We start from the raw sequence: 25,979 nt of genomic DNA, 5'->3' as shown, positions 1-25,979 counted from the left end.
TCACAATCTTTGTTGGAGGCATTTAAGCAACCCTAGCATACTTTTACGGCACTCGTCAAATTTCACAGACAAATTTCGCATCCCGGATACCCTATAGCTGCGCATGAGCCATTCCAGCAGCAAGCAAGGGTGGTACAATATAAATGTTTACAATCAATGTATTTTTCTATCTTGCCAGGCGGCACAAAGGGGTTGACGCATGAAAGATGATCAGAAAAGTATTCCATCCTATGGCCTCGGGCGGCAGATGCAGGTCTATACGCAAGGGCTGCAGGGACAACTTCCCTCGCTTCCCGTCTCTCCAGAGGCGTTGGAGCAACAGGCGATCGCGCATCTGAGCCAGCAAGCCAGTGGATATCTGGCGGGCATGGATGATACGATGCAAGCCAATCTGAGAGCATTTCAGCATTGGAGCATTCTTCCACGCATGCTGCGCGATGTCTCACAGCGCCAATTAAGCACCTCTATTCTGGGCATGAAGCTCCCTGTACCACTCTTGCTGGCCCCCATCGGCGTACAGTCCATTATCCATCCGGAAGCCGAGGTTGCGGTTGCCAGGGCGGCCCATGCAATGGGCGTACCAATGATTCTCAGTACCGCTTCATCGCGTAGTATCGAGGTTGTGGCACAAGCGCTTGGAGAGACTCCACGCTGGTTTCAGCTGTATTGGAGTAAGAACCCAGAGCTCAATGCCAGCTTTGTACGCCGGGCTGAACAGGCGGGCTATAGTGCTATTGTGGTGACTCTGGATACGCGGCTCCTCAGCTGGCGTGAACAAGATATCCAAAATGCCTACCTGCCCTTTTTATTAGGTGAAGGATTGGCTAATTACTTTAGCGATCCGGTCTTTCGCCAGGCCCTGGCCCAACCACCCGAGGAAAATCCAGCGGCCGCTATTCGCTATTTTATCGATATCTTCCTGAATCCCTCCTTGACCTGGGATCAGCTCAGCTTCTTAAGGCAACACACCAGCCTCCCTATCTTCCTCAAGGGCATTCTACATCCAGATGATGCACGCCAGACTATCGATGCCGGTATGGATGGCATTATCGTTTCCAACCATGGGGGACGCCAGGTGGGAGGGTCGCGAGCCGCATTAGATGCCTTGCCAGCTGTGGTCAGCGCGGTCAATGCACAGCTACCAATCCTCTTTGATAGTGGCATACGCCGGGGATCAGATATCCTGAAGGCGCTAGCATTGGGAGCACAGGCGGTACTCCTCGGTCGACCATATATCTGGGGATTGGCCCTGGACGGAGAAGCGGGCGTCCAGCAGGTATTGCAGAATCTGCTCGCCGATCTGGATCTGACGCTGGCAGTGAGTGGCTATTCCTCGCTGAGCGAACTGGATACTTCAAGCCTGGTCAATGAACAGACAGGCAGATAAATGTTATAAGATTAAAGCCTATCATTGTTGTGTAACCCAGGGAGAAAACACTGTATGTCTCAGCTTGAGTTGACACCTGATCAACTATTGACAACGACACGCACTGTGCGTAAACGTTTGGATCTCTCACGTCCGGTTGAACCCGATATCGTGAAAGAGTGCATCGAGATTGCTGTTCAGGCACCCAGTGGCAGCAATAGTCAGCAGTGGCATTTCGTGGTGGTAACAGACGCCGAGAAGCGCCAGGGACTGGCTGACCTATATCGTAAGAGCTTTAATCAGTATCGCGTTGGCTCTAACGAGGGTATTGAAAAGCTCAAAACTTTCAATCCTGAGGCCGCCTTGATCCAACAGCGGGTTGCCACTTCCGCCGACTACTTATCTGAACATATGCAAGAAGTGCCCGTTCACGTTGTTCCTTGCATACAAGGTCGCTTAGAGGGGGCTTCTAACCAGCAACAAGCAGGTGCATGGGGCTCAATCTTGCCTGCCGTCTGGAGCTTTATGCTAGCCGCCAGGGCGCGCGGGCTGGGAACCGCCTGGACCACTCTGCACCTGGCTTATGAAAAAGAGGCCGCTGAATTGCTCGGCATTCCTTTTGAGAAGATTACCCAGACCTCGTTGATTCCTGTCGCCTATACACTTGGTACCGATTTTAAGCCCGGTCCTCGCAAATCATTAGAGAAAGTTATTCACTGGAATAACTGGTAAGAATCAGGATAGCTACTGTGGTACTCGCTCCTTACTACTAGTACTACAGTAGCTATTTTATCCCCTCATGCAACAAATAATCATCTCCAGCGTATTCCTATAGATGTATACCTTTTTATATCTTTTTATGCCTTTCTAGAAACTATCCACCCTACTAAAAGAGGAGATTTGCATGTTTTACCCTTTCAGTGGCTTAATGTATCTCATCGGTATCGGCTCCCCTGGCTTGATTACACTGGCTGCGATCTTTTGGATCTGGGTCATCGTGGACTGTATTACTAAAGAGCCTTCCAACACGAACGACAAGGTTGCCTGGCTGAGCTTTATTCTGTGCGTCCCCTTCTTTGGGGCCCTGCTCTACTATTTCATTCGTCGCCCGGAGCGCATCAAAGCTGTCGGACGTTAATTGGACGTTAAATAGTGAAGAGCGAGGGCCGGGTAAGCGTTGTGCCCTCGCTCAACCTGTAATACTTCTCATACTATCTTTTATCCACCTTCCCGTCGCTTAAATACTCATACAGAATGAGTCATTTGACATGGACCTCCTGGCACACATTTTACTATAATGTGAGGGTGAAATATTACATAGCGCGCTATTTTGGAATAGATAGAGGACACATGGAGCAGTTAGAGATGTATTGTTCCCATTGCGGGGCTAGCAATCCTAAAGAGGAGCTACAATGTTTTGCCTGTGGCCATAAGCTTTCCATTAATGAAGAGCCAATCATCGATACCTCCTCATCGGTGACGCTGTTACAGGAGCGTTACCGCCTTTTAAATAAAGTAGGTGAGGGAGGGTTTAGCATTGTCTATCGGGCAGAGGATTGCCATACTCAGCAAATTGTTGCGGTAAAGGCTGTGAGCCTGCGCGGACTTTCGACCCAGGAGAAGATCGAGGCAACAGATGCCTTTAATCGTGAAGTTAAGATCTTAACAAAATTGGCTCATCCCCATCTGCCGCGCCTCTACCAGCATTTTTCTGATGCCGAATGCTGGTATATGGTCATGGATTATATAGAAGGCGAGACACTGGAAAAATATCTGGAACGTCAGCAACAAACACCTTTCAGGCTGGAAGAAGTGCTGGATATAGGTTTTATTTTGTGCAACGTTCTCAACTATTTACATTCCAGTCAGCCAGCTATTATTTTTCGCGATCTTAAACCTGCTAATATTATGCTTACCTCAAGTGGGTATATCTATGTGATTGATTTTGGAATCGCACGACAATTTAAACCAGGCCAGATCAAGGATACTATTCCCTTTGGCTCACCCGGCTATGCCGCACCAGAACAATATGGCAAGGCCCAGACAACGCCACGCTCAGATATTTATAGCCTGGGAGCTATTCTGCATCAATTGATAACAGGAACAGATCCCAGCCAATCCCCGTTTGCTTTTGCCTCTCTCCCTAATCGCCATCAACGCGCCATCGATAAATTAGATGCACTCTTGCAACGGATGGTCGCGCTGGACAGTCAGCTGCGCCCGGCCTCTCTGGCAGAGGTGCGGCAAGCCCTACAAGAAATTTCTGACCTTCACTATCATCAGCAAGGTATCTATAGTCAATATTATCAGCCGGCAGCCGGCAGGTCGTTTCGCGCGACGACTTCTGCCCAACCCGCTCTACCAGGCTATGCGCAGGCCAGTGGAGGTTTTTTTAGCTCTTCCTCTCAACAGCAACAGCAGATTTTTCAGGCCATTCCACAGCCCACGCAGAGTCCGCCACCGCGCAATACTTATCAGTTATATAGCATTCTCTCCAGCTTGCTTGGCATATGTATACCACCATTCTTATGTCTATTTTCAGTTCAATTTTTTCATTTATTCCAGAGTAATATTGTCGTCATTCTATTTTTCTATAGTCTTATTTTATTGCCATCGATCCTGAGCATTATTTTCGGGCATAAAGGTCGAGCCTTCGCCCGGCGTACACATACCAGTGCAGGCACTGCGACCATTGGGCTGACACTTGGCTACATATTCATATCCATCTATCTCATTTTGGGACTCTGCATTTTTTCAGCAGCGTCATTCAACCCTTTCTTTTTTGGCTAATCCCACCGGCGTAATCCTGTTAAGCAAGCAAAAATGCCACATCGCAATCTTAAATTTGAAATGTGGCATCTCAGCAAAATTACAGCAGTAGGAGGCTATATGGTTCCGCTCCTTTTGGAGAAGCGTGCGATCAATGCTTCCGCGTAATCACCTACAATCGGTAACTTAAATCTGACGCCTCGGTAAGCTTGCAACATCAAGAAAATCCAGAGTACAAAGCCTACCGCCAGCACCAGAAAGGTAATACAACCAATAATGGGTGCGAGCAGCGAGCCGATTATCCAGATACCTGAGATTAAGCGTAACGCCACATAGACGATGACAAGTGGAGTAAACACAACGATAGATTGTGCAGCATGGAAGCGTACAAAACTATTTTTTCGCTCGATAAAAAAGAATACAATACCTGTAAAACAGAGTCCCAGATAACTCAACAGTGCCGCTCGCTTTGAACTCGGACCGGTCGTGCTCTGGCCCTGGTCTCCACGTCCCTGTCTCACGCTACTTGGAGGTATATAGGCGTTCGATTGTTGTTGCTGTTGATATTGCTGCTGTTGATATTGCTGCTGTTGCTGTCCGGCTGTATATTGCTGGCCACCTTGACCATAAGTATAGTTCGGATCACTCTGCTGAAAACCCGCACCAGGCTGCGGCTGATTTGCTCCATAGGGATCATCAGCGGGATTGGATGGGTTATACCCACCATAACCGCCATATGGCCGGGATGGATCGGGTTGTTGACCTTGATTAGGATTTGTACTCATGGGAGCATTCCTCCGTCCATAAAGAAAAACTTTTCTATCATGTATTACGCCACTGCACCAGAAAGGTTAGAGACTGGCAAAAAGATGTTTACTATATTTCCACAATTCGGACAAGATCTGTATAATCGTCAAAACCATATTACAACGTTGCTTCTTAATAAAGATTATGCTAAAAATGTGCATTTTGACTCATCCTGCCAAAATTGATGGCGTAAATATACATCTAGTGGCCCTCAAATTTCGTATTCGAAGTAGGAACCCCGCATACAGTAAAACGACAAAATTTTGGTTAAGGAGACGCATATGTTTCATTATATGGATCACAAGGAAGCAATTGCAGCATTACGTAAAGCGGGCTTTAACCATGCAGAGATTGAGCGTATCACCAGACTTCGTAAGCAATTTGTACATAATGAGCTAGATCAATCCCATAATGATCATCGCCGCCTCGAATTTATGCGCTGGCTCTTTCAAAAAGGCAGATTGACGGATTTTGCCAGCTAATCGGTATTTAATTCATAGCAGGCTATTCATCTGGATGAGCAAAGCTGCCTGACAGGCGAAACTGTTTGCTTATACTGATCACTTCGAATGGCTGAGCCAGCGGCAGCGGAGCGAGCCGCGTTCAAGCGGCATTTCCAAATGCTTTTTATAGCAGGCCAGCGGTGATAAACCTATCGAGGAGCTCCCCGCTGATAGGTTTAATTTGTATATAATTAAGATAAGGTTTTCTTTAACTAAATTCCCCTCACCTGATCTCTTCCGCGTAAATAGAAAAAATTTTGCAACACAAGAGTAAAGAGTCTATAATGAGTATCAAGTCAACAAATTATCAGAGTTAAATGGAGGCAACAATGACACTACCACCTCAGTTGACAAAGGAAAGCACCAGTGACCAATTTACCCCCAAAAAAGAGGATAAATTCACTTTTGGACTCTGGACTGTTGCAAATCAGGGTCGCGATCCGTTTGGCGATGTGGTTCGCCCGGTTCTAGATCCTGTACGCAGTGTGCAGAAGCTCTCAGAGTTAGGTGCCTGGGGCGTCAACTTCCACGATAATGACCTGGTGCCTTTCGATGCTACGCCAGCAGAGCGCGATCGGATCGTAAGGGACTTTAAGCAGGCTTTGAATGACTACGGTATGGTTGTTCCCATGGCTACGACTAACCTTTTCTTCCATCCGGCCTTCAAAGACGGTGCATTTACAGCTGTTGATCCCAGCGTTCGTGCATTTGCACTGCAAAAAACGATGCGCGCAATCGATCTGGGCGTTGAGCTAGGGCTCAAACTTATGTATTCTGGGGTGGCCGTGAAGGTGTTGATAGCGAGGCCAGTAAGGATCCGGTTGAGGCCTTAAAACGCATGCGCGATGCGATCAATTTCCTGTGTGAGTATGCGATAGATAATGGCTATAATCTACGCTTCGCCCTTGAACCAAAACCGAATGAGCCACGCTCCGATACATATTTCGCTACCATTGGCCATATGCTTGCCTTCATTTACACATTGGATCATCCCGAGATGATTGGTGTAAATCCAGAGGTGGCACACGAGCATATGTCTGGCCTTAACTTTGTGCATGGCGTTGCCCAGGCTCTGGAGGCAGGCAAGCTCTTCCACATTGATCTCAATGATCAGAAGGGTCCACGTTATGATCAGGACCTGCGCTTCGGTAGTGAGAATATCAAGAGTATGTTCTTCCTGGTGCGCTTGCTAGAGAACAATGGCTATAGCGGTCCTCGTCACTTTGATGCCCATGCCTATCGTACTGAAGATGAGCAAGGTGTCTGGGATTTTGCTGCCGGCTGTATGCGCACGTATAATATTCTGCGTGAAAAGGCTCGTCGCTTTGATGCTGATCCCGCTGTGCAGGAACTCCTGGCCACTGTCAATGGCGGCAATAGCGAACATATCTCCTGGCTGGGTGAAGTGCGCAATGGCTATAGCAAGGAACTGGCTAATAAGTTGAAAGAGGCGGATTTCAATCCGACTGCTCTGGGCCAGCGTGGCTACCAGTATGAGAAACTGGATCAAATGGCGATTGAACATATCCTCGGTATTCGCTAAAGTGTTTTATCAGACTAAAAAGAACAGATCAGACATAGTGGATGCCTGATCTGTTCTTTTTAGTTTATTCTTTGTGTTTTTTTCTACGTCGGTAATCTTTCTTTGCTGAGCTTCTCTTCGAGGGTTGCGAGGTAGCTTTCAGGAGCTTTGCGGAAACGATGCTGCAGACGCCGTGCCTCGTGACGATGATGCAGTTCACTCCGCAAAGCTCGCCATTGCGTGAGATCAGCGGGACAAAGCTCTGTTCCAGAAAAGGGATACAGGCGGGAGGCAACGGAGGCAACCACCCGAACGGCCCACGGACGACAAGGCTGGGGGCTTGTTTTCTTCCCGTGATTCGCCGTTCATGATACCGCGCCAAGCCAAAATACTGCTCCAACGCATTGTTGGTACGCGGGAGATCAGCATGATCGTAGCAGTGAAACAGGCCAGGCCAATAACCAGCTACAAGACGGAGCACAATGAGCAGGAGCAGGCCCACAAAAGCGAGCACTTGAGGGACGATGGCGGCGACCAGCCTCACTGTCCCTTGTGCCGGACCCAGATACGCTCCCAAGATTCCAAGTGCAGAGATGACGGTGAGCAGGAGGAAGGAGGAGTAGAACCAACGTCCCCGCCCGGCGGGTCGCCTGTAGTAGAGTGGACTCTCAGGAAAAAAGAACATTCCCAGCACGATCGCGCTGAATGCCGGGAAGAGCATTTGTAGTTGCACGACGCTCAGGCTTCCCGGCGTGCCCAGACCGCCGTGCCAGTAAATGAGCAGATCGAGTAGCCAGGTGAAACCGAAGGTGAGGCCGAGAAATGCTCCGATATGGCGCCAGTTGGGTCTCCCTGTGAGGTGTTCTGGTGTGGTTGGAGGTATTTCAAGCATCTTTTGTTTCCTTCTTTCTACGGGATGCGCAACGAGAGAAATCCTAGGCAAAATGATGTGAGATCATTCTGGCTTCCATCCATCATGTACCGATTGGTGTGTTCGCTTTTTCCTTGAAGATGTGCTACGGCAGGCATCCAAAAGTGTGACAGCCAGATGGGTGCATGCTCCCACCTCCGAAAAGAGCCACCATCAGAGGCAGCGCCACCCCCAGCAGTAACAGCAGCCCCAGGAGCGTGATCAGGAACAGTTTGGCCTGAGGGTGGCCGAAATTCAAGGTCCACCCGAAACCGAAACGCTTGGGAACAAACAAAGCAGGATCGTCGGGATTGTTGTAAAAGGAGCCTGCATACCAGTATCGATCATCATCGCGGAAAACGGGATGGGTGCGTTCCCAATCAGAGGATGTCCTCATGGGTGTCCTCAACAACTTCGGATGCCAGAACAGGACGAGCATGATGGCAAACAACGTCCCACAGATGAGGAAGAAAAGGGGCCAAGCTATATTCATCTCTGCAACTCTTTCAAGAACAAGTAAAAACCAAACATTTGGATCTCTGAACACAGAGACTCCTCACCATTTCCTCCATTACGCCATATCGAAGCCGGGTACACATTTTCGGAGGAACTCCCACTCATCCCTGCGCTCTTGCCTCCGCTGCACGTATTGCTTTCGCAATGGAATCTCCAATGATGTGCAGCACGAGATCAGCGGTGAAGTGGGCCAGCATCGCCGCTTCGAGGCCATACTGCCAGAAGAGATAGCCGAAGGCGACTCCAGTGACGCCGTTGAGGAGAATGGCACGCCCGACCAACAAGGGCGTCAGCTTGACCAACGAGGCCGTAGTCGGCAGGTGACCCAGGCCAAAAATGACCGCCGCCAGGATGTTGGCGAGCCACAATGCCCCCAGCGCTGGTTTGCCGTCAGGCATATGCCAGGCCAGGCCGATGAGCCAGGCCAAGAGCGAGAGCAAGAACAAGCGGCACAGCAGCTCCTCAGCGATGCCGCCGTAGAAGCACGCCAGGAAGCGTTTCCACAGGGCGGGGATCGGAAACGTGGTGCGCATGACCTGCGGCAGGCGTGGCCAGAATACGGTGATCTCCAACAACAGTAGGACCGCAGCGGGAGCTACACCCAAGATCAGTGCTGGCACGATGATCGCCTGTGCCTGAGCCGTCACCGACTTGCCTGCAAGCAGACCCTCAAGCAACGGCACGCTCAGGCCGATATGATGCGCGAGGAGCAATCCCAGGCCGGTCGCGGCTCCCATCAGGACGAAGCTCTGCGCACCCTGAAGAAGCGCGAGCACCCACAGGGGCCGGTGCATCCGCTCTTGCGCCTTTTTGAGCGCATCACGGCTCAGCTCTAGTGTGTAGGGCGTGACGCAGACGATGCCCAGCAACGCTGCGCCGCACAAAAGAGCATATTCAGACCAGGAGAAACTGAACATCCTGTCGCCTCATTTCTGTCTTTCAAGAGATGCTGATGGGGTGGTTCTCATCGTTTTCGGGCCTTTCACTTTCCAGTTCGGGAATAAGAATGGTGGTAAGCAGATGTCGGCGGCGACCAGGAGCAGGCTCTTGTTTGAGCCAGGGCAACAGGGCAGCGTTGATCTCCTGACTAAATTGGACAAACTCTTCATCGCTTAAGTAGACAACGTTCTGGTGATATCCGGCATCTGTATAATAGCTGCCTTCTTTGAGATCGAGGTAACGAGCATGGTCACCGATGATCTTCGAAACAAAGGTGAGAAAGCATTGCTGCAACTCGTCTTTCGAGGCATGAGCGATCTCATCAGGATTCAGGAGATCTGGGGCTTCTGCGAGCGTATAGACCTTTTCTCGTAAGGTGCCACGGACAAGACGCTCTTCAACGACCTGTGTGACCCCGGCATCGGTGAGCAGGTTGAGATGATGATAGAGGGTCGCCGGAGCCACATCTTTCAACTCAGCAGCAAGTTGTTTGGGTGTGAGTGTTCGGCTGTTTAAAGCGAGAATCACGCGCATCCTGACCGGATGGAGAATCAAGTCAGCTCTCGTCATAAAAACGCCCTTCGCTACAAAATTTTAGAACGATCTTGAATATGGTGATACCATAAAAATTTGAAAAATGCAAGAAAAGGAGACCTTTAGCCCTCTCCCCTACCAGCGTTTGGAGAAGCGCTGAAACCGGCGAGAGGCAGGCGTGCCCATATTGAGAGGGTGTCGGTGCGCGTTTCCACCATTCCGCTGGCCATGTAGACCTGCAGAAGCCAGCAGCGCGTGAAGCGATGAGGCTGTTCTCCCGGTCTTGCCTCCATCAGTGAGGTATCGTTCTGAAAGAAGCGGGACATCCTCTTTTCAAGCGCGGGATGGAAGAAGCGGATAGAGAGCCGGGAGCCATTTTCCCAAGCAGAGTTCCGCTGGTGTTTACCCGTCATGCTTCCTACCCTGGCCTCTCGAGGAAAAGCTCAGCAAGGAAAGATTCCCGCCGTAGTTTTTTTGCGGGCGTGCGCTGACGTGCCCGATCTATTATTATATGGTGCACAAAGTGCGCGCTGCGCACTTTGTGCACCATATAATAATAGATCGGGCACGATTTTTGTACCATATGATCGTGGATTTTCGAATGCTCTCGGGTGTTAATCGATGGGTAGTTTTATGTGATGGCCACGAAGTTGTGAGCGGACGAGGCGGATCTCGTCGTATGAGTAGTCGTCCCGAGGTGCTCTTTGATTGGTTTGAGTTTGTCATCGCCAATCTCTTGTAGGGCTTCTACGATGGCGTTATAGTGGCCAGCATCAACCAGGTTGGTCAGGTCGATCTGTTCACCTTCTTCTAGCGCTACACTCAGGTATTCTAAAACGGTGGAGGGATGGCGGTCACAAGCCTGGGCGATCTCTCGTAAGTTAAAGCCTTGTAGGGCCAAACCAACGGCGTTACGACGCATATGTAGAGCTGAAGACGAGCGTGCGGTGGATTTGGCTGGTTCAGATGACTTTTGAACAGGGGGCTTCTGAACCGGCACCATTTCAGGATGCTGCTGGAGATAGGCTTTGATCTCTTCAGTGAAAGGGGTAAAGTAAGATGCTAGCTTTTGCTGGCCTACACCTGGAATCTTTAAGAAGTCAGCCTGGCTGGTTGGTAGGCTCTGCACCATTGCGTGTAGGGCGATATCAGTAAAGACTACATAAGGCGCCACAGCCCGTTCGTCGGCCAGGCGTTTACGCAGGGTACGCAGGTTCTGTAGCAGTGCAATCTGGTCAGCATTCAATGGATTGCTAGTAGTGGAACCTGCAGCAGTGGCGACCTGGCCATGGGCCGGCCGCGTTGTTACCTTGAGGCGGAACTCGGCCTGTCCTTTGAGCAATTTCACCGCGTTGGCATTTAAGTGATAGGTAGGATAACCATCATGGTGTTCGGTCAAAAAGCCTTGCTGCAATAGTGTATGGGCAATTGTTCCCCATTCATCACGGCTATATTGTTTACCACACCCGTAGGTTGTAAGTTGGTTATGGCGATAATCACGAATTTTCTGGGTATTTGCACCACGCAAGATATCAATTATATGAGTGAAGCCAAAGCGCTCACGCGTCTGATAGACACAGGTCAAAAATTTCCGTGCATCCTCTGTCCGGTCCTCTGTCTCTAGCGGCTGCACACAGTTATCACAATTGCCGCAGTTCTCTTCAAGAAAATCCTCGCTAAAATAGCCGAGTAAGAGACGGCGGCGGCACTGGGAGCTCTCACTGTATTTTATTACCTGTTGCAACTGTTTTAGTGCGATGGCCTGCTGTTGTTCATTTTCTTTCTGCGCAATAAAGTATTCTGTGCGCATGCGATCTGAGTAGCTAAAAAAGAGGATACATTCAGCCGGTTCTCCATCACGACCAGCACGACCCGACTCCTGATAATAGCCTTCTAGATTTTTAGGTAGGTCGTAGTGGATGACCGCCCGTACGTCAGGCTTGGCGATACCCATACCAAAGGCAATTGTGGCAACCAGCACAGGTACATCGTCGCGGATAAAGCGCTCTTGATGCTCTGAGCGTACCTTAGCAGATAGGCCAGCATGGTAGGGTAGATTAGGGATACCATCGTCATTTAAATCAGTGCTCAGCTTTTCTACTCCTGAGCGGCTCAAACAATAGATGATGATCGACTCGCCTGGTTTCTGGCGTAGGATCTGTACCAGTTCCGCGTATGATCCCTTATGCTTGCTGCGTACTTCGTAAGAAAGGTTGGGACGGTTAAAACTGGCAAGATAGACAGTAGGCTGACGTAGCTTTAATTGGTCCAGGATATCTTGCCGTACACGTTCAGTGGCCGTTGCGGTAAGAGCCAATATAGGCAATTGCGGAAAACGATCGCGCAGCGTACCAATTTGACGATACTCGGGCCGGAAATCATGACCCCACTCACTGACACAATGGGCCTCATCGACAGCCAGTAAGGCCAGACCATTGGTCTTATTGATATGTTCAAGTAAGGCCAGGAAACTGGGCTTTAATAAGCGTTCAGGAGCCACATATAACAATTTGACCTTGCCATTGATCGCCGCTCGCTCGCGGCGGGCACATTCTTCATACGGCAACGAGCTATTCACAAATGTCGCTTCAATACCATTAGCCTGTAAGCGGCTCACCTGGTCCTGCATTAAAGCAATCAGGGGGGATACAACAATGGTCAATCCTGGTAATAAAAGGGCTGGCAACTGGTAGGTTAGAGATTTGCCTCCACCAGTCGGCATTAGCACTAACATATCTTGCTGCTCTAAAACCGCTTCGACAATCTCTTTTTGTCCTGGTCGAAATGAGTCATATCCAAAATACTGTTTTAGGGCTTGTTCAACATGCAACAATTTCAATATACTCCCTGCTACTTATAAATTCTCCGCACTCCCAACCACATATTTATCTGATGTCTTAGAGACGCTAGCATGCCGCTGCGCAAATCATAGTATCGCACACTGAGCCATATTTTATCAAATCATGTCAAAAAGTCAATTTCATCAAACATATTTTTTATTACGTGGTGCAGAAGTCTGCACCACGTAATAAAAAATATGTTTGCACGGAGGCGTGTTGCTCCTATGTGTACGTGCGCTGACGCGCACGTACTTTAATATCTTAAGTGGTACAAAGAGTGCGCTGGGTGCACTCTTTGTACCACTTAAGATATTAAAGTATAAGCTTTCGCGCATTGAGACTCATGTTTGTTTTATGATGTGCTGTAGAAAATGTGCATCTAACATTTTCTACAGCACATCATAAAGCTGGCGTCCAACATATTTCCTTAAGTGGTGCAAAAAAGTGCGCTGGCGCACTTTTTTGCACCACTTAAGGAAATATGCGCGGGCGCGTCAGCGCACGCACGCCCAAGAGCCGCACGCTTCCCATAATGATGGGAGTAAAACACATTCTGTTATATCCTTAAGGAGGGTATAGATTATAGAAAGGAGCTATCTACCAGGCGACCACCTGGTTCATAAAGGAGAATACGTTGTTGAAGAATAAGAATGCGTAGAGCACTGATTATTTCTTCTTTGTTCATCTGGACAGAGACAGAGAGTTCCTCGATATTTTTTTGTCCATCAATAGCCTGGTAGAGCTGACGCAACTGGTAATCCGCAACGGACTGGTGCTCCAGATTACTAATCTGCGGTCCATCAGTGCCCTCAACCCGGCGAGGTATCAGTAGGGGTAACCCACGCATAGAATGCATCCTGATGGGCTGCTGAGGACCTGTCTCACTTAATGGACTCTGTGGCTGCTGGCCTGGAACTTGAACATTGTTGCCTTGAGGATATGGATTAGGCGTACCAGCTGCTCTCATCGTGCTATATCGAAAAGAAGCAAACTGTGGGTTTTGGGGACCTCGTTCTTGAACATTGCCGGTATCCTGTACGTTATTGACCTGCATTGGTGGCGGCGTCTGAGGTCTGAGGGGCTGCTGGGAGCCTTTTCCTCCCCAGCCGGAGGCTGGCAATGGCGTATTGGGATTTACAGGCCGCTGCGGACCCGTTACGCTACCAGTATTTGGCCGTATCGATGTGTTTGGTTGGCGAGGAGCCTCTGGCACGACATTCATTACTGCCTGTACCAGTTCTTCGCCCTTGAATGGCTTGACAAGATAGAAATTCGCTCCTTGACGCATAGCCCAGAAACGATCAGAAGATGCGTTCTTTGAGCTGATTATAATGATGGGGAGAGAGCGCAATGCTTCTTGTGAGCGTAGATGGCGACATACTTCGAAACCATTCATGCCAGGCAAAATGATATCCAGTACTAAACATTGGGGAGGGTCTTGCGCAATCATACGCAATCCCTGCGGTCCATCATTGGCAACTAACACTTGATAACCAGCACCTTGCAAAGCTTGTTGCATGTACAAACACTGGGTAGGACTATCGTCAATTATCAGCACTTTGGGCGTAGTTACCATATGCACACCCCTATTTTACCGATTGTTCACCTGGAACAATCGCTACATGCAGTGATCTCTCAACTTCTGTTTGAGAATAAGATACCCTTATAGACTGAAAAGAGCACTCTGCATAAATGACTTAGATGAACCTGGCCGATAACATACCTGCATCAATGCAAGTGAGAACAATCGGTAACTATACAAGATCAGTAAAATCCATATTACCATCCTGATAAGCATTTAAGCAAATATATACAGCTCGCTCCACCAAAATGTACCTTTCCAACTTCTATCTATCCGTTTTCCCTTTGTCGCCTCCGCTTTTAATGATTCTATCCTCAATATAATAACGAACAACTAGCCCTGATTTTCACCTCATTATGCGCTGGCCGGGCAAACTTGAACCATCGCTTCTCCTTAATACCTGTTTGATGAAACAAGGGGCAGCTACTAAATTTTACGCTTCTCTAGCCGTGAAAATGTTAAACTGCACTTAACATTTATTTAATAATTCGATAATGTGCCATAGCGACAATGTATATAGAGCATTTCTGACTTGCGATAGTAGAAGGTCAACACTAATAAAGTAATATGCTCATAATGTGAAAAAGCCGGTAAAAACAAATGAATAATACACCTCCTATACGCATTTGTGGTAACTGTGACACAGTTAATACATCTAATGACGAATTCTGTTCGCGCTGTGGCTATTCTTTAGATGCTAATGGCAATGCAGCAACCATGCAAGGATCACCTCCTACCATCGCTGCAGGCCAGGGATCACCTCCTACCATGCTCGCTAATCGCCGAGTTACCGGCGCACTGACGGGAGGGAACCTGCTGGCAGGTCGTTATCGGATCGTCAAACTCATCGGCAAAGGTGGCTTTGGAGCTGTATATCAGGCAACCGATGAACACTTTCAAACACAATATAGTGTCGCAATCAAAGAGATGAGCGATGGTCAGTTAAGCGCGCAGGAAAAGGCCAGTGCCATCCAGGATTTTCGCAATGAGGCAGAGCTACTGATCAAGTTAAAACATCCCAACCTTCCCAATGTCAGTGATTTTTTTGAAGAAGCCGGGAAAGTCTACCTGGTAATGGAGTTCATTGAGGGGAAGACACTTGAAGAGATTCAAAGTGATGCCAAAGGGCCATTGGATCAGAGTCTGGTGATGGGTTGGGCGTTACAGCTCTGTACAGTACTGCACTACCTGCATACACGGCCGCAGCCAATTATCTTCCGCGACATGAAACCATCCAATGTGATGGTGACGGCTGATGGCGAGATCAAGCTGATCGACTTTGGAATTGCTCGCGTCTTTAAAAAGACGGCTAATCGCGATACCACTCTGCTAGGTTCACGGGGCTATGCTCCAATAGAACAACATGGGCGCGGACAGAGTGATACTCGCTCTGATATCTACGCTCTGGGAGCCACTCTTTATGATCTTTTAACCAATGAATTACCAACCGATGCTGTTACACGCATGGTCAATCCTCAACTGTTCGTCAAACCCCGCCAGTTAAATCCAACGCTTTCACCGGTCGTTGAAGAGATCATATTAAAAGCTATGGCCAGCGATGCCAAAGATCGCTACCAATCTGCCAGGGAAATGGCCCAGGCTATCGCTGCCAGTGGTGCGGCTCCGATCGATATGACAGCGCTACCTATCAGTAATTCATTGTCCGGCATCACAGCAACTTCTAGTGCGCCTGTAACGCCGCAAACACTGGCTGCGCCCACAGGTGGGGCCGCGGCCTCGGTTATGGCTCCGCCCATTCCACAGACAGCTTCACCCGCTCAACCTCGTCTTTCACGCCGTAGCTTACTTATTGGTGGAGCGGTCGCAGCCGGTGCCATAGTTATTGGTGGGGGCGCCCTCTACTTCTCACAACAACGTCCTATTATTAATCCACCTCGACCCACAGGCAATGCACTGACAGTGAACTTCGTCTATAGCACTGAAAAAGAGAGCTGGATGCAGAAAGCGATCAACGATTTCAATGCCAGTAATCAGCAGGTGGGGAATAAAAGCGTTCAAATTGCGGCTACATCTCAGGGGTCGGTTGAGGCGACAGATCAGATTCTCAAAGGCAGTCTCAAACCCGTAGCATGGAGCCCGGCCAGTTTTCTGGAACTTAATCAGCTCAATACCGCCTGGAATACGCAACATGGGCAGATTCTGACATACACCTCTGGTGATTACATTGCTAAATCGTTGGTCTTTACCCCGCTCGTCTTTGCTGTCTGGCAAGAGCGTGCCGATCTGCTACGCAAAAAATATAGCCGCATCGATTGGCAAAGCATCCATCAGGCGGTGCTCCTAAGCAGCTGGTCAGAGATCGGCGGTCAGGCCGCTTGGGGTCAGGTCAAATTGGGTCAAACCCGTCCCACCGAGTCAAATAGTGGCTTGCTGAGTATTACCTTGATGGCATATTCCTTTTACCAGACTCAGCGTGGCCTGACAAAAGCCCAGATTACAGATAGTAAATTCCAAAAATACTTTCAGGATCTTGAAAGCGCAGTCCAACTATTCGGACATAGTAGCGGAACATACCTTACTAATGAAGTGATCAGCAGGGGGCCGGCTGCCTATGATATTATCCCCATTTATGAGAGTCTGGTCCTGACAAATGAGCAAACCGCTAAAAGCCGCTGGCAAGTATTACAACCCATTTATCCGGACTTAAACATTTTGAGCGATAATCCATTCGCCATCTTTAATGCTAGCTGGGTGACGGAAGAAGAGAAAAAAGCAGCTCAGCTTTTCAGAGATTTCCTGCTCTCTGACCAGCAACAGCGTAATGCGCTGGTCAGTGGTTTTCGGCCAACAGCGCCCACAATTTCAATTATGGATTCAATTGCCAATAATCCATTTAAAGCTCACGCTGCCGACTTTAATATTCCAACTAACATCCAGAACCAGGCTCAACCGCCAAATGGCGATGTCGTTGACGAATTATTAAACCAATGGACGGCACAATATGGAAGTGCCCCATCTGCGCTTTCGCTCACACCTTCTGATATCAAAGGACCTTACACTAATGAGACTAGACTTTAAATCTGCCCATACTGTCAAGCAATATGGCCTGACAGTGTTTACCTGGAGCCTTCTCTGTCTGCTTATGCTGACAGCCTGTAGTGGCCAGGATACAACCAATAAGCCGGCTAGTCCAACTAAAACTACGTCCAGCACAGCCTCTTTCCAGTGCACCAGCAAATCCAGCACGCCGGTGACACTCAACATGGCATATAGCAGCGAGAAACAGACCTGGATGGATGCGGTGGTGGCGGATTTCAATCGGCAGAATATCACGGCCTGCGATGGACCAATTACGGTTAAAGCGACGCCCATGGGCTCGGGACAATCAATGCAGCAAATCGTCGATGGCACTATCCAGCCGGATATCTGGAGCCCGGCTGGCAATGTGTGGATCACGTTGATCAATGCTAAGTGGCGTGAAAAACATGGTACAGACTTAATCTCCACCGGTGCCAACGATACACCATCTCTGGTCAGTAGCCCGGTAGTTATTGCGATGTGGAAGCCGCAGGCAGAGGCACTCGGCTGGCCAAATAAAGCTATTGGCTGGTCTGATATCGCCAGATTGAGTACAGATCCCCAGGGTTGGCGCGCCTATGGACATCCAGAGTTTGGCGACTTCAAGTTTGGACATACCCATCCCGATTATTCCAACTCTGGCCTGGATGCGGTGATCGCTATGAATTATGCGGCCGTCAATAAGACACGCGCCCTGACAGCCGGTGATATTGCTAATGCAAAAACCAGGGCATTTGTTACTAACGTTGAGAGCTCGGTTATTCACTATGGAGATAGCACTGGTTTCTTCGCGGATAACATGTTTAAGAACGGTCCCGGCTATCTGAGCGCGGCCGTAATGTATGAGAATCTCGTCGTCGAGGCCAATAGCGGCCAGATCTATAAGAATCTGGCTTATCCGGTGGTAGCTATCTATCCCAAAGAAGGTACCTTCTATAGTGATCATCCATTTACTATCCTGCAAAACAGCGGCATGACTCCCGCCAAGAAAGCCGCGGCCCTGGCCTTTCGCAGCTTTTTACTGGCTCCGGCACAACAACAAAAAGCCTTGCAAGATGGCTTCAGGCCTGCCAACCCTCAAGTCCAGCTAACCGCTCCATTGGACAGCGCCCACGGCATTGATACCAGTCAACCCAAAACGCTGCTCCAGGTACCAAATGCTGACCTGGTAAGCGCTATCCAGGATAACTGGAACCAGCAGCGCCGCCTCGTGGATGTCATGCTGGTGCTGGACAGATCAGGCAGTATGAATGATCAGATCAATGGGGCCTCTAAGATCGATGGGGCAAAACAGGGATTGACAGAATTTGTAAAGCTGGTAGGGGATCAGGATCAGTTGGGACTGACAATTTTCAGCACCCAGACCGATATACTATCACCTGTCTCAATCCTGGCTCCTAAACGGCAAGATATATTATCGAGAATCAATGGTATACTGGCTATAGGCTCAACACGGCTCTATGACACCATCTCTGAACAGGTGCAAAAGCTACAAGCCATGCCATCTAAACACATTAAAGCAGTGGTCGTCTTAACAGATGGACAGGATACCAGTAGCCAGCTCAATGAAGATCAGTTGGTGCGGCAGATCACTGCCCGGGGAGAAAATGCGGGCAATAGCGTCAAAGTGTTCACCATCGCCTATGGCAGCGATGCGGACCAAACAGCCCTGACTCGCATCGCAACGGCCACCGGTGGCCAGGAATACGCGGGCAACCCACAAAACATTCGCGAGGTCTACAATCAGATCAGTGAATTCTTCTAAACTTCCCTCCAACACAAACATACAGCACCTTTTTAACCAGGGTGCTGTATGTTTCCCTACCACTAAACATAGGGTTTTCTAATGTTCGTCCAGAGATCGCAGGGAGATCACCAGCAAGCAAGAAGATGGACCTTCTTTCAGGTATGGAGTGTGGGTGCCGGGCGGCCACAGACCCTCCCTCCTGCAAACACAGTGATCACCAGCAAGCTATACAATGAACCTTCTTCCAGGCGTGGAGTGTGGGTAGTGGGCGGCTGCGGCCACCCACTACCCACACTCCCAACCCGGCGCCGCAGGCGCCAAAGAGAAATATGAAAAAGCCCTGCTTTAAACAGGCCAGTTTGAAAGGATTGATACAGCGATAGTATAATAAAAAATCATATGATACTATAAAATACAAAAGGTTAAATACACATCAGATGTTTAACCTGAAAGGGCCTACGAAAAGTATATTCATTCATATAAGTAAGTAGGCAAACAGACATCAACCTTTTACATCGTCATTATTTATGCTTTATCATTGTTCTTTTATTGGATAGGAGACCGCTGTATGGCTCGCTCAGAAGTCCATTCAACGCCATCTAGTACACTGCATACGCTGGCGCAGACTCCCCAGGGTATACAGGAACGCCAGTTACGTCGTATCAGTGCCTGGCTACTACTCTTTTTTTTGCTACAGGGTGAACTGGGAGCTGTTTGGGATCGTGAGTGGCATGCCTATGTGGGACGCGATCAGTTTTGGACTCCTCCACATACACTGATCTATTCCTGTGTAGCTGGTGCGGGTTTATTGGCTCTGGCGGTTGTGCTGATAGAGACGTTTCGCTACCGCCTCCATAGTCCAGGAGTAGATGATAGCTCAACCGTATCTATTTTCCGCTTCTTTCATGCGCCACTGGGCTTTAGTGTGCTCGGCTTTGGGGCACTGCTAGCCTTGATCGCGGCCCCATTGGATAACTACTGGCACGAATTATATGGCATCGATATTGCGCTATGGGCTCCATTCCATATGATGGGCGTGACCGGCGGCTTAATTGGTATGCTGGGTATGGTCTATGTCTTTGCCTCCGAGGCGGCCATTGAACGCCAGGCAGGCACCGCGAAAAAGCGTTTTCTGGGCCTGACGGTCCTCGAACTTGGCATTGTCATGACCATGGGCAGTATCCTAAATTATGTGCTGACCGGCTTTTTGCAGTTTCCGATCATCACCATTGGTACGATCCATATCTCTACTTATCCGCTACCCCTGGTAGCCGGGTGTGTGATGTTTATGCTGGCAGTAATTCGTACGACACAAAAACCTGGCATGGCCACATTATTGACGTTTGTACTTTTTCTGCATACTCTTGTTGTAGAGCTCTTTGTGCCCTGGGCAATTCGTACCGCTGTTGCGCAACAGAACCTACCTTATCGCTTGCCTGATCAGGTTCCAACCTTCCGCCTGGACTACGCGCTGCTACCGATAGCCTTTTTGCTTTCTGCTGTGATTATCGATGTAGTAGCCTACCGCCGCTTCAAAAAGACTGGTAGCCCGAACAGTAGTATGTTACAAACTATCATTCAAGGTGCGGTGATTACCTTGCCAATCGTGTTCTTCACACCTTTTATCCTGCGCGATTATACTCCCTATGCACCGATTTTCTTGCCTGAAAAAGGGGTTCCATTTGAACCAGCTCAAATGGCGGGCGTTATTATCATTTCTATCGTAATTGCCATGGCTATAGGAGCGCTGGGCGCGTGGTTAGGGGAAGATTTTGGCGATATCTGGCGTTGGAGCAAGCGCTAAGAAATAAGAGGTTTGCTATGTATAATATTCTTCGTACACTTGGGCTCCTCAGTTTGATCTGGATCAGCCTGGTCTTTCTAACAGCTGGCAGCGCCAATGCAGCAGGCAAGCCGGCACGCACCGATACGGTGGCCGCCGGTACATATATCATCAACGTCAACTTATCTAAGGATCCACCATATGTAGATGAAGCCTTTGATGTGACCATTGTGCCCCGCAATAGCGCCCTGAAATTGAGCGGGAAGGTAATCATGCGCCCGGGTTCGGGCACCAACGGCACAGATCTACCGACTACCCTACAAGCGGTTAGAGATGGCCAGGGTAGTTTGCGTGCCAATGTCCACATTCCAGTCCAGGGAGCGTGGAATATCGTGGTCCAGCTGGATGGTCCCCAGGGACCCGGGCAGGCCAGTATACCGGTAACGGTAGGGGCGCCTGGAGCCATGCAACCCTGGTTAGCCTGGCTAATCGGAGCATCACCGCTCGTCTTCATAGCTATCTGGATCGCCACCCAGCATCGCTATCGCCGTTCCCTCCTTACTCCAAAAACGGCAGAAGCAGCAGAAGCAGCTGGATAAAAAAAAGATGGCAGTGATGGCCGCTTGAGGGCCATCACTGCCATCTTTTTTTATTCTCATCAATTACTCGCGGACTTGCGTTTGTTTAAGGATGGCAACACGCTGGGCAACATCCAGGAAGTAGTTGAAAGCGTGGGGATTGCTGAGGGCATCGATACTGACAGCTTTCTCGGCCGGAATGCCCATCAACAATTTTTTGACGGGTACCTCTAATTTTTTGCCACTGAGGGTGCGGGGAACTTCCTGTATGACAAGGATTTCATCAGGTACATGATGAGGCGAGATATGGGTACGCAGGGTCTGTTTGATTTTCACCTTGAGCGCATCATCTAACTGAACGCCATCACGCAGGACCACGAAGAGGGGCAGGTAGTAGTTTCCGTGCGGCAATTCAACACCAACAATCAAACTATCCATGATTTCTGGCAACCCCTCGACGATACGATAGATTTCACTACTCCCCATACGAATGCCCATGCGGTTAATAGTAGAATCGGAGCGCCCATAGATGACGGCACTGCCTTCGGGGGTGATACGAATCCAATCACCATGGCGCCAGATACCAGGATATTGAGCAAAATAGCTCTCAAGGTAGCGCTGCCGCTCGGGATCACTCCAGAAATAGAGTGGCATTGAAGGCATAGGCTCGGTCACAACAAGCTCGCCCACCTCATCAATCAGTGAATTCCCATCCTCATCAAATGCCAGAACGTTAGCTCCCAGGGAACGACACTGCAATTCTCCCGCATGGACCGGAAGCAGTATCGAGCCAGTAATGAACGCTGAACAGACATCGGTTCCTCCACTGACAGAGGCCACCCAGAGATCTGTTTTGACATGCTCATAGATCCAATGAAAACCCTCGGGAGGTAATGGCGAACCGGTTGAGCCTAAACCACGCAGACGGCTAAGATCATAGCTCTGCCCCGGTTCGATCCCGGCCTTCATGCAGGATGCAATATAGCTGGCACTGGTACCAAAGAAGGTCATCCGGCTCTCCTGCGCAAAGCGCCACAGGGTCTCAACATTGGGATAGGCAGGACTACCATCGTAGAGCAGCGTGACCGCACCCACCAGCAGGCCGCCAACCAGGAAGTTCCACATCATCCAGCCGGTAGTGGTAAACCAGAAGAAACGATCCCCTTCTTTGAGATCTACATCCAAAGCCAGGGCCTTGAGATGTTCCAGTAAGATGCCACCTTGCCCTTGCACAATGGCTTTGGGCAGCCCGGTCGTACCTGATGAGTAGAGAATCCAGAGCGGATGCGCAAATGGCACCTGCTCAAAATCCAATGCGGCTTCTTCTTTTAAGAGTTCTTGCCAGAGCATTCCATTAGTGATGCCCTCAGGCTCTGCGTCGGCCCGCAAGTAAGGGACAAGGACTATTTTCTGCAGGGTCGGCAACTCGCGCTCTAATTCTCTTACCACCCCCAGACGATCAAAGGCTTTGCCATTATATTGATAACCATCCACCGCAAAGAGGACGGTTGGCTCAATCTGTTTAAAACGATCTATGACACTGCTGGTCCCAAAATCAGGGGAACAACTGGACCAGGTGGCTCCAATACTGGCACAGGCCAGGAAGGCCGTAATCGCCTGCGGTATATTGGGCAGATAGGCGACCACGCGATCGCCCGGTCTCACACCCATAGCACGTAACGCGTGGGCTACAGCGCCCACATTACGTGTGAGCTCCTGCCAGGAGATTTCGGTCAACGGCTGACGTTCAGATTGAAATAAGATAGCCGGTCGTTCAGTGGTGGCATGGCGAAAAACATGCTCGGCATAATTGAGCTGTGACCCGGAAAACCAGTCTGCCCCGGGCATCTTGCGCTCAGAGAGAACCTGGGTGTATGGCTGCGATGCCTGGATCTGAAAATAAGACCAGATAGATTCCCAGAAGTCTTCCAGCTGCTCAACCGACCAGCGCCAGAGCTCTTCACGGCTCTCAAAGTGCAGGCCTCGGTGTTGGGTAAGCCAATGCATATATTGCGATATATTTGCGTCGCGTTTGTCTTTTTCAGATGGGGACCAGAGAGGCTGATCTTTGCCAAATGGGATTTCCATAATCATGCTGCCTTTCTTTATAAAACATTGCAGTATGGGTGGCTCTGGTAAATTAAAATAATAGGAACGAGGAAAAGCGCTGCTTTCACTCATTCCTATTATATCTTATCTGGATTAATTGGCTTCAATGGCTTGCTTTAAAGCGTTAACCTGAGTTTCCAGTTGCTTTTTGACGATGGGTGTCACAAAGGGGCCAACAAAGCTGAGCGCGCTGCCGGGCTCCGCCTCTCCAACCATGGTCAGGATAGTGCCACCATTCTGAGTCGGTGTGAGCGTCATTGTGTTTGTCAGTGGAAAGGGACCTTTGATCATTTTGAAGGCGAAAAGACGCGTGGGCTCATAGTGGGTAACTTCGATAGTAGAATCAAACTGTCGACCCATGAACATAGCTGTCTGAGCATAGGTAGCTCCTACTCCCATGGAGCATCCCGCGATAGCATGGATATCTTTAACGGGCAACCAGGATTTGACTTTGTTCATATCGGTCACATACGCAAAGACGGCATCTATTGGTTTGGCAATAGTGATACTTCGCTCCAAACGGATCATAATACCCCTCCTTCTATAGAATTCTACAATGCTATTATCCCACATACTATTTATAAGCATTTGGAAACGCCGCTTGGACGCTGCTAGCTCTGCTGCCATTGGCTCAGCCATTCGAATTGATCAGTATCAAGCAAACAGTTTCGCCTGTCGGGCAGCTTCGCTCATCCAAATGAATGGCATACTATTTATAAGCATTTGGAAACGCTGCTCATATGATGAGTGGCATGCTTACTTGACTCCGCGAGGAACTTATAACAATTTCTGAGCTGCACACGCTGGAAACCCCGTGGTACAATTATATACATAACTATTTAATCACCCATCAGCGGCGAATAAAGTACTCATCCCTAGATAGTCACTACTGTCTGGAAAGTTATAGAGAAATAAATCATGAAAAGATTTCTGATGCTTTTAATGCGTGGCTTACTCCTGCGTTGTCCGGTATGTGGGCAGGGGAAGTTATTCTGTGGTGTGTTCAAGATGAACGAGCATTGCCCGGTATGCCAGTTTAAGTTTGAGCGTGAGGAAGGCTACTATACCAGTTCAATGGCGATAAATCTGGTTGTTAGTGAGTTTATTGCTGCAGCCATTGTGCTACCGCTGGCCGCCACGCCCAGTATTCCAGTTCTGCCGGTACTGCTAATTGGTTGCCCGTTCGCTTTGATATTGCCTTTTTTGTTTTTCCGTCCCAGTCGCGGCCTCTGGTTGTCCATGGATCACTATTTGAATCCCACATCAGGTAATGATCTCCCCGATGAGTCCCCGCTTCTCCAGCGTTCACGTGGCATTCGAGATGTGAAATAAATCAGGATAGCTGGCATTCCAATCATTCGGATTGCCAACCTGCTTTATCGCAGCTTAATGTGGGAAAAAAGGGGTGCAACAGCTTAAGAACTTGCTTATCCCTGGCATTCTATGGTTAAATGCCAGGAGCATGACTGACAAATATTCACATGAGGCAGCCCAAAAACGTATCTACCAGGCATTCGCGGCCCTGGTTAGCAGAGATGAGCGTACGATCGACCTCGCGCAGGCAGCATTGTTGATTGCGAGCGTAGCCTATCCAGATTTAGATCCCGTTCCCTCTTACAACTACCTCGACGTATTAGCACGGCGAGTTATGCAGTTGCGCCCACAAACTTCGTTAGAAGATATCGAACAGCCAAATCCGCTAGAATTGGTCAGTTCCCTCAATCATGTCCTCTTTGAGGAAGAACACTTCCATGGTAATGAAGATGATTACTATAATCCCGATAATAGTTTCCTCAATAAGGTTATCGAAGAGCGGACGGGACTACCAATCACTCTTTCATTACTCTATATGGAAGTAGGGAGGCGGGCCGGTATTCCATTAGAAGGTATCGGTCTGCCATACCATTTTATGGTGCGCTATGCATGGCCAGACGGAAAAATCTATATAGATCCTTTTGCCAGCGGCCTGCTTCTCAATGAAGCGGAGTGCCTGGAGCGTTTGCAACAAAAAACTCATCATCGTGGACCACTCCATGCACGCTGGTTGGACCCCATAAAACCTAAACAGATGTTGGTTCGCATTCTGAATAATTTGAAAAGCACCTATATTCGCCGCGAAGACTTCAGACATGCCCTGGCTATCAGCGATCTGCTGCTTCTATTACTGCCCGATGCCGGAGTAGAGCAACGAGATCGGGGCTTATTACATCTGGAGTTGAAACACTATGGGCGAGCGATGCATGATCTAGATGCTTATTTAGAGTTGCATCCCCAGGCCAGTGATCGCTATGAGATCCGCAACCACATTAAACAGATTCGCCAGACGATCGCTCAGCTCAATTAGGAAGTTACCTCCCTATTAAAGAGAGCTTCTCAGCCTCAAGAACATGCTCCAAAACTATTCTTGCTTCTACCTTATTTATTGAAGGATACAG

At 49.1% G+C, this 25,979-nt stretch carries 20 protein-coding genes and 2 pseudogenes; 12 read left to right on the top strand and 10 right to left on the bottom strand.

Annotated elements, in window-relative coordinates:
* Positions 1 to 199 precede the first annotated feature (199 nt).
* From EL645_RS17675 to EL645_RS17660, 4 genes are all read left to right on the top strand, one after another.
* Positions 200 to 1,387 carry an alpha-hydroxy-acid oxidizing protein gene (locus EL645_RS17675; protein WP_126551736.1) on the top strand — a complete coding sequence of 396 codons (1,188 nt, stop codon included), beginning with the start codon at positions 200 to 202 and terminating at the stop codon, positions 1,385 to 1,387.
* A 54-nt stretch (positions 1,388 to 1,441) separates the two neighbouring features.
* Entirely contained in the window at positions 1,442 to 2,098 is a 657-nt protein-coding gene (locus EL645_RS17670; protein WP_126551735.1) for a nitroreductase family protein, read from the top strand.
* 172 nt (positions 2,099 to 2,270) lie between these two features.
* The gene (locus EL645_RS17665) at positions 2,271 to 2,504 is read left to right on the top strand and encodes a PLD nuclease N-terminal domain-containing protein (RefSeq protein WP_126551734.1); all 234 of its coding nucleotides are present in this window, start codon (positions 2,271 to 2,273) and stop codon (positions 2,502 to 2,504) included.
* 212 nt (positions 2,505 to 2,716) lie between these two features.
* The gene (locus EL645_RS17660; RefSeq protein ID WP_161977452.1) at positions 2,717 to 4,156 is read left to right on the top strand and encodes a serine/threonine protein kinase; all 1,440 of its coding nucleotides are present in this window, start codon (positions 2,717 to 2,719) and stop codon (positions 4,154 to 4,156) included.
* 95 nt (positions 4,157 to 4,251) lie between these two features.
* Here the strand turns inward: EL645_RS17660 and EL645_RS41090 are convergent, their stop codons facing one another.
* Positions 4,252 to 4,920 carry a DUF4870 domain-containing protein gene (locus EL645_RS41090; protein WP_218031896.1) on the bottom strand — a complete coding sequence of 223 codons (669 nt, stop codon included), beginning with the start codon at positions 4,918 to 4,920 and terminating at the stop codon, positions 4,252 to 4,254.
* Positions 4,921 to 5,223: 303 nt separating this feature from the next.
* On the opposite strand from EL645_RS41090, the gene EL645_RS17650 reads away from it, so the two are divergent.
* A complete protein-coding gene (locus EL645_RS17650) occupies positions 5,224 to 5,424 on the top strand; it encodes a hypothetical protein (protein ID WP_126551732.1) in 201 nt (66 codons plus the stop codon).
* A gap of 350 nt (positions 5,425 to 5,774) precedes the next feature.
* A pseudogene (gene xylA, locus EL645_RS45500) lies at positions 5,775 to 6,988 on the top strand (xylose isomerase).
* Positions 6,989 to 7,071: 83 nt separating this feature from the next.
* On the opposite strand, the pseudogene EL645_RS42740 reads toward xylA, so the two are convergent.
* The 7 genes and pseudogenes from EL645_RS42740 to EL645_RS17610 all read right to left on the bottom strand — a co-directional run.
* Positions 7,072 to 7,427: pseudogene (locus EL645_RS42740) on the bottom strand (ISNCY family transposase); the annotation flags it as partial.
* 556 nt (positions 7,428 to 7,983) lie between these two features.
* Complete coding sequence (locus tag EL645_RS40035; protein ID WP_126551730.1) at positions 7,984 to 8,370, bottom strand: DUF5808 domain-containing protein; 387 nt, start codon at positions 8,368 to 8,370, stop codon at positions 7,984 to 7,986.
* 124 nt (positions 8,371 to 8,494) lie between these two features.
* Positions 8,495 to 9,310 carry a CPBP family glutamic-type intramembrane protease gene (locus EL645_RS17630; protein WP_126551729.1) on the bottom strand — a complete coding sequence of 272 codons (816 nt, stop codon included), beginning with the start codon at positions 9,308 to 9,310 and terminating at the stop codon, positions 8,495 to 8,497.
* A 22-nt stretch (positions 9,311 to 9,332) separates the two neighbouring features.
* Positions 9,333 to 9,902, bottom strand: coding sequence for a helix-turn-helix domain-containing protein (locus EL645_RS17625; RefSeq protein ID WP_126551728.1), 570 nt, complete (start codon positions 9,900 to 9,902; stop codon positions 9,333 to 9,335).
* A gap of 86 nt (positions 9,903 to 9,988) precedes the next feature.
* The gene (locus EL645_RS17620; protein WP_126551727.1) at positions 9,989 to 10,279 is read right to left on the bottom strand and encodes a hypothetical protein; all 291 of its coding nucleotides are present in this window, start codon (positions 10,277 to 10,279) and stop codon (positions 9,989 to 9,991) included.
* 218 nt (positions 10,280 to 10,497) lie between these two features.
* Positions 10,498 to 12,699 (bottom strand): DNA helicase RecQ, encoded by a 2,202-nt coding sequence (recQ, locus tag EL645_RS17615; RefSeq protein WP_218031895.1) that lies wholly within the window; start codon positions 12,697 to 12,699, stop codon positions 10,498 to 10,500.
* A 587-nt stretch (positions 12,700 to 13,286) separates the two neighbouring features.
* The gene (locus tag EL645_RS17610) at positions 13,287 to 14,282 is read right to left on the bottom strand and encodes a response regulator (protein WP_126551726.1); all 996 of its coding nucleotides are present in this window, start codon (positions 14,280 to 14,282) and stop codon (positions 13,287 to 13,289) included.
* Positions 14,283 to 14,888: 606 nt separating this feature from the next.
* Here EL645_RS17610 and EL645_RS17605 point away from each other — a divergent pair.
* The 4 genes from EL645_RS17605 to EL645_RS17590 all read left to right on the top strand — a co-directional run bounded on the left by EL645_RS17605 (position 14,889) and on the right by EL645_RS17590 (position 21,456).
* Positions 14,889 to 17,327 carry a serine/threonine-protein kinase gene (locus tag EL645_RS17605; protein ID WP_126551725.1) on the top strand — a complete coding sequence of 813 codons (2,439 nt, stop codon included), beginning with the start codon at positions 14,889 to 14,891 and terminating at the stop codon, positions 17,325 to 17,327.
* A complete protein-coding gene (locus EL645_RS17600) occupies positions 17,311 to 19,092 on the top strand; it encodes a substrate-binding and vWA domain-containing protein (protein ID WP_161977451.1) in 1,782 nt (593 codons plus the stop codon). Before EL645_RS17605 ends, EL645_RS17600 begins: the two co-directional genes overlap by 17 nt.
* Positions 19,093 to 19,642: 550 nt before the next feature.
* The gene (locus EL645_RS17595) at positions 19,643 to 20,878 is read left to right on the top strand and encodes a hypothetical protein (protein ID WP_126551723.1); all 1,236 of its coding nucleotides are present in this window, start codon (positions 19,643 to 19,645) and stop codon (positions 20,876 to 20,878) included.
* A gap of 17 nt (positions 20,879 to 20,895) precedes the next feature.
* A complete protein-coding gene (locus EL645_RS17590) occupies positions 20,896 to 21,456 on the top strand; it encodes a hypothetical protein (protein WP_126551722.1) in 561 nt (186 codons plus the stop codon).
* Positions 21,457 to 21,519: 63 nt separating this feature from the next.
* On the opposite strand, the gene EL645_RS17585 is transcribed toward EL645_RS17590, so the two are convergent.
* Together EL645_RS17585 and EL645_RS17580 are read right to left on the bottom strand one after the other, a co-directional pair.
* A complete protein-coding gene (locus EL645_RS17585; RefSeq protein ID WP_246035394.1) occupies positions 21,520 to 23,529 on the bottom strand; it encodes an acetoacetate--CoA ligase in 2,010 nt (669 codons plus the stop codon).
* 108 nt (positions 23,530 to 23,637) lie between these two features.
* Positions 23,638 to 24,072 (bottom strand): SRPBCC family protein, encoded by a 435-nt coding sequence (locus tag EL645_RS17580; protein ID WP_161977450.1) that lies wholly within the window; start codon positions 24,070 to 24,072, stop codon positions 23,638 to 23,640.
* A gap of 390 nt (positions 24,073 to 24,462) precedes the next feature.
* Between EL645_RS17580 and EL645_RS17575 the strand changes: the two genes are divergently transcribed.
* Positions 24,463 to 24,876, top strand: coding sequence for a DUF983 domain-containing protein (locus EL645_RS17575; RefSeq protein ID WP_126551720.1), 414 nt, complete (start codon positions 24,463 to 24,465; stop codon positions 24,874 to 24,876).
* A gap of 130 nt (positions 24,877 to 25,006) precedes the next feature.
* Positions 25,007 to 25,888, top strand: a complete 882-nt coding sequence (locus EL645_RS17570; RefSeq protein ID WP_126551719.1) for a SirB1 family protein — start codon at positions 25,007 to 25,009, stop codon at positions 25,886 to 25,888.
* Positions 25,889 to 25,979: the final 91 nt, after the last annotated feature.

Source organism: Dictyobacter kobayashii, assembly GCF_003967555.1.
GTDB lineage: Bacteria > Chloroflexota > Ktedonobacteria > Ktedonobacterales > Ktedonobacteraceae > Dictyobacter > Dictyobacter kobayashii.
Note: the sequence above shows the minus strand (reverse complement) of the source record. Positions and strands in the feature narration are given on the sequence as shown.

What these genes read in the sequence shown, in the direction of transcription:
- EL645_RS17675 (WP_126551736.1), top strand. Translation starts at nt 200, where the DNA reads ATGAAAGATGATCAGAAAAGTATTCCATCCTATGGCCTCGGGCGGCAG.
- EL645_RS17670 (WP_126551735.1), top strand. Translation starts at nt 1,442, where the DNA reads ATGTCTCAGCTTGAGTTGACACCTGATCAACTATTGACAACGACACGC.
- EL645_RS17665 (WP_126551734.1), top strand. Translation starts at nt 2,271, where the DNA reads ATGTTTTACCCTTTCAGTGGCTTAATGTATCTCATCGGTATCGGCTCC.
- EL645_RS17660 (WP_161977452.1), top strand. Translation starts at nt 2,717, where the DNA reads ATGGAGCAGTTAGAGATGTATTGTTCCCATTGCGGGGCTAGCAATCCT.
- EL645_RS41090 (WP_218031896.1), bottom strand. Translation starts at nt 4,920, where the DNA reads ATGAGTACAAATCCTAATCAAGGTCAACAACCCGATCCATCCCGGCCA.
- EL645_RS17650 (WP_126551732.1), top strand. Translation starts at nt 5,224, where the DNA reads ATGTTTCATTATATGGATCACAAGGAAGCAATTGCAGCATTACGTAAA.
- EL645_RS40035 (WP_126551730.1), bottom strand. Translation starts at nt 8,370, where the DNA reads ATGAATATAGCTTGGCCCCTTTTCTTCCTCATCTGTGGGACGTTGTTT.
- EL645_RS17630 (WP_126551729.1), bottom strand. Translation starts at nt 9,310, where the DNA reads ATGTTCAGTTTCTCCTGGTCTGAATATGCTCTTTTGTGCGGCGCAGCG.
- EL645_RS17625 (WP_126551728.1), bottom strand. Translation starts at nt 9,902, where the DNA reads ATGACGAGAGCTGACTTGATTCTCCATCCGGTCAGGATGCGCGTGATT.
- EL645_RS17620 (WP_126551727.1), bottom strand. Translation starts at nt 10,279, where the DNA reads ATGACGGGTAAACACCAGCGGAACTCTGCTTGGGAAAATGGCTCCCGG.
- EL645_RS17610 (WP_126551726.1), bottom strand. Translation starts at nt 14,282, where the DNA reads ATGGTAACTACGCCCAAAGTGCTGATAATTGACGATAGTCCTACCCAG.
- EL645_RS17605 (WP_126551725.1), top strand. Translation starts at nt 14,889, where the DNA reads ATGAATAATACACCTCCTATACGCATTTGTGGTAACTGTGACACAGTT.
- EL645_RS17600 (WP_161977451.1), top strand. Translation starts at nt 17,311, where the DNA reads ATGAGACTAGACTTTAAATCTGCCCATACTGTCAAGCAATATGGCCTG.
- EL645_RS17595 (WP_126551723.1), top strand. Translation starts at nt 19,643, where the DNA reads ATGGCTCGCTCAGAAGTCCATTCAACGCCATCTAGTACACTGCATACG.
- EL645_RS17590 (WP_126551722.1), top strand. Translation starts at nt 20,896, where the DNA reads ATGTATAATATTCTTCGTACACTTGGGCTCCTCAGTTTGATCTGGATC.
- EL645_RS17585 (WP_246035394.1), bottom strand. Translation starts at nt 23,529, where the DNA reads ATGATTATGGAAATCCCATTTGGCAAAGATCAGCCTCTCTGGTCCCCA.
- EL645_RS17580 (WP_161977450.1), bottom strand. Translation starts at nt 24,072, where the DNA reads ATGATCCGTTTGGAGCGAAGTATCACTATTGCCAAACCAATAGATGCC.
- EL645_RS17575 (WP_126551720.1), top strand. Translation starts at nt 24,463, where the DNA reads ATGAAAAGATTTCTGATGCTTTTAATGCGTGGCTTACTCCTGCGTTGT.
- EL645_RS17570 (WP_126551719.1), top strand. Translation starts at nt 25,007, where the DNA reads ATGACTGACAAATATTCACATGAGGCAGCCCAAAAACGTATCTACCAG.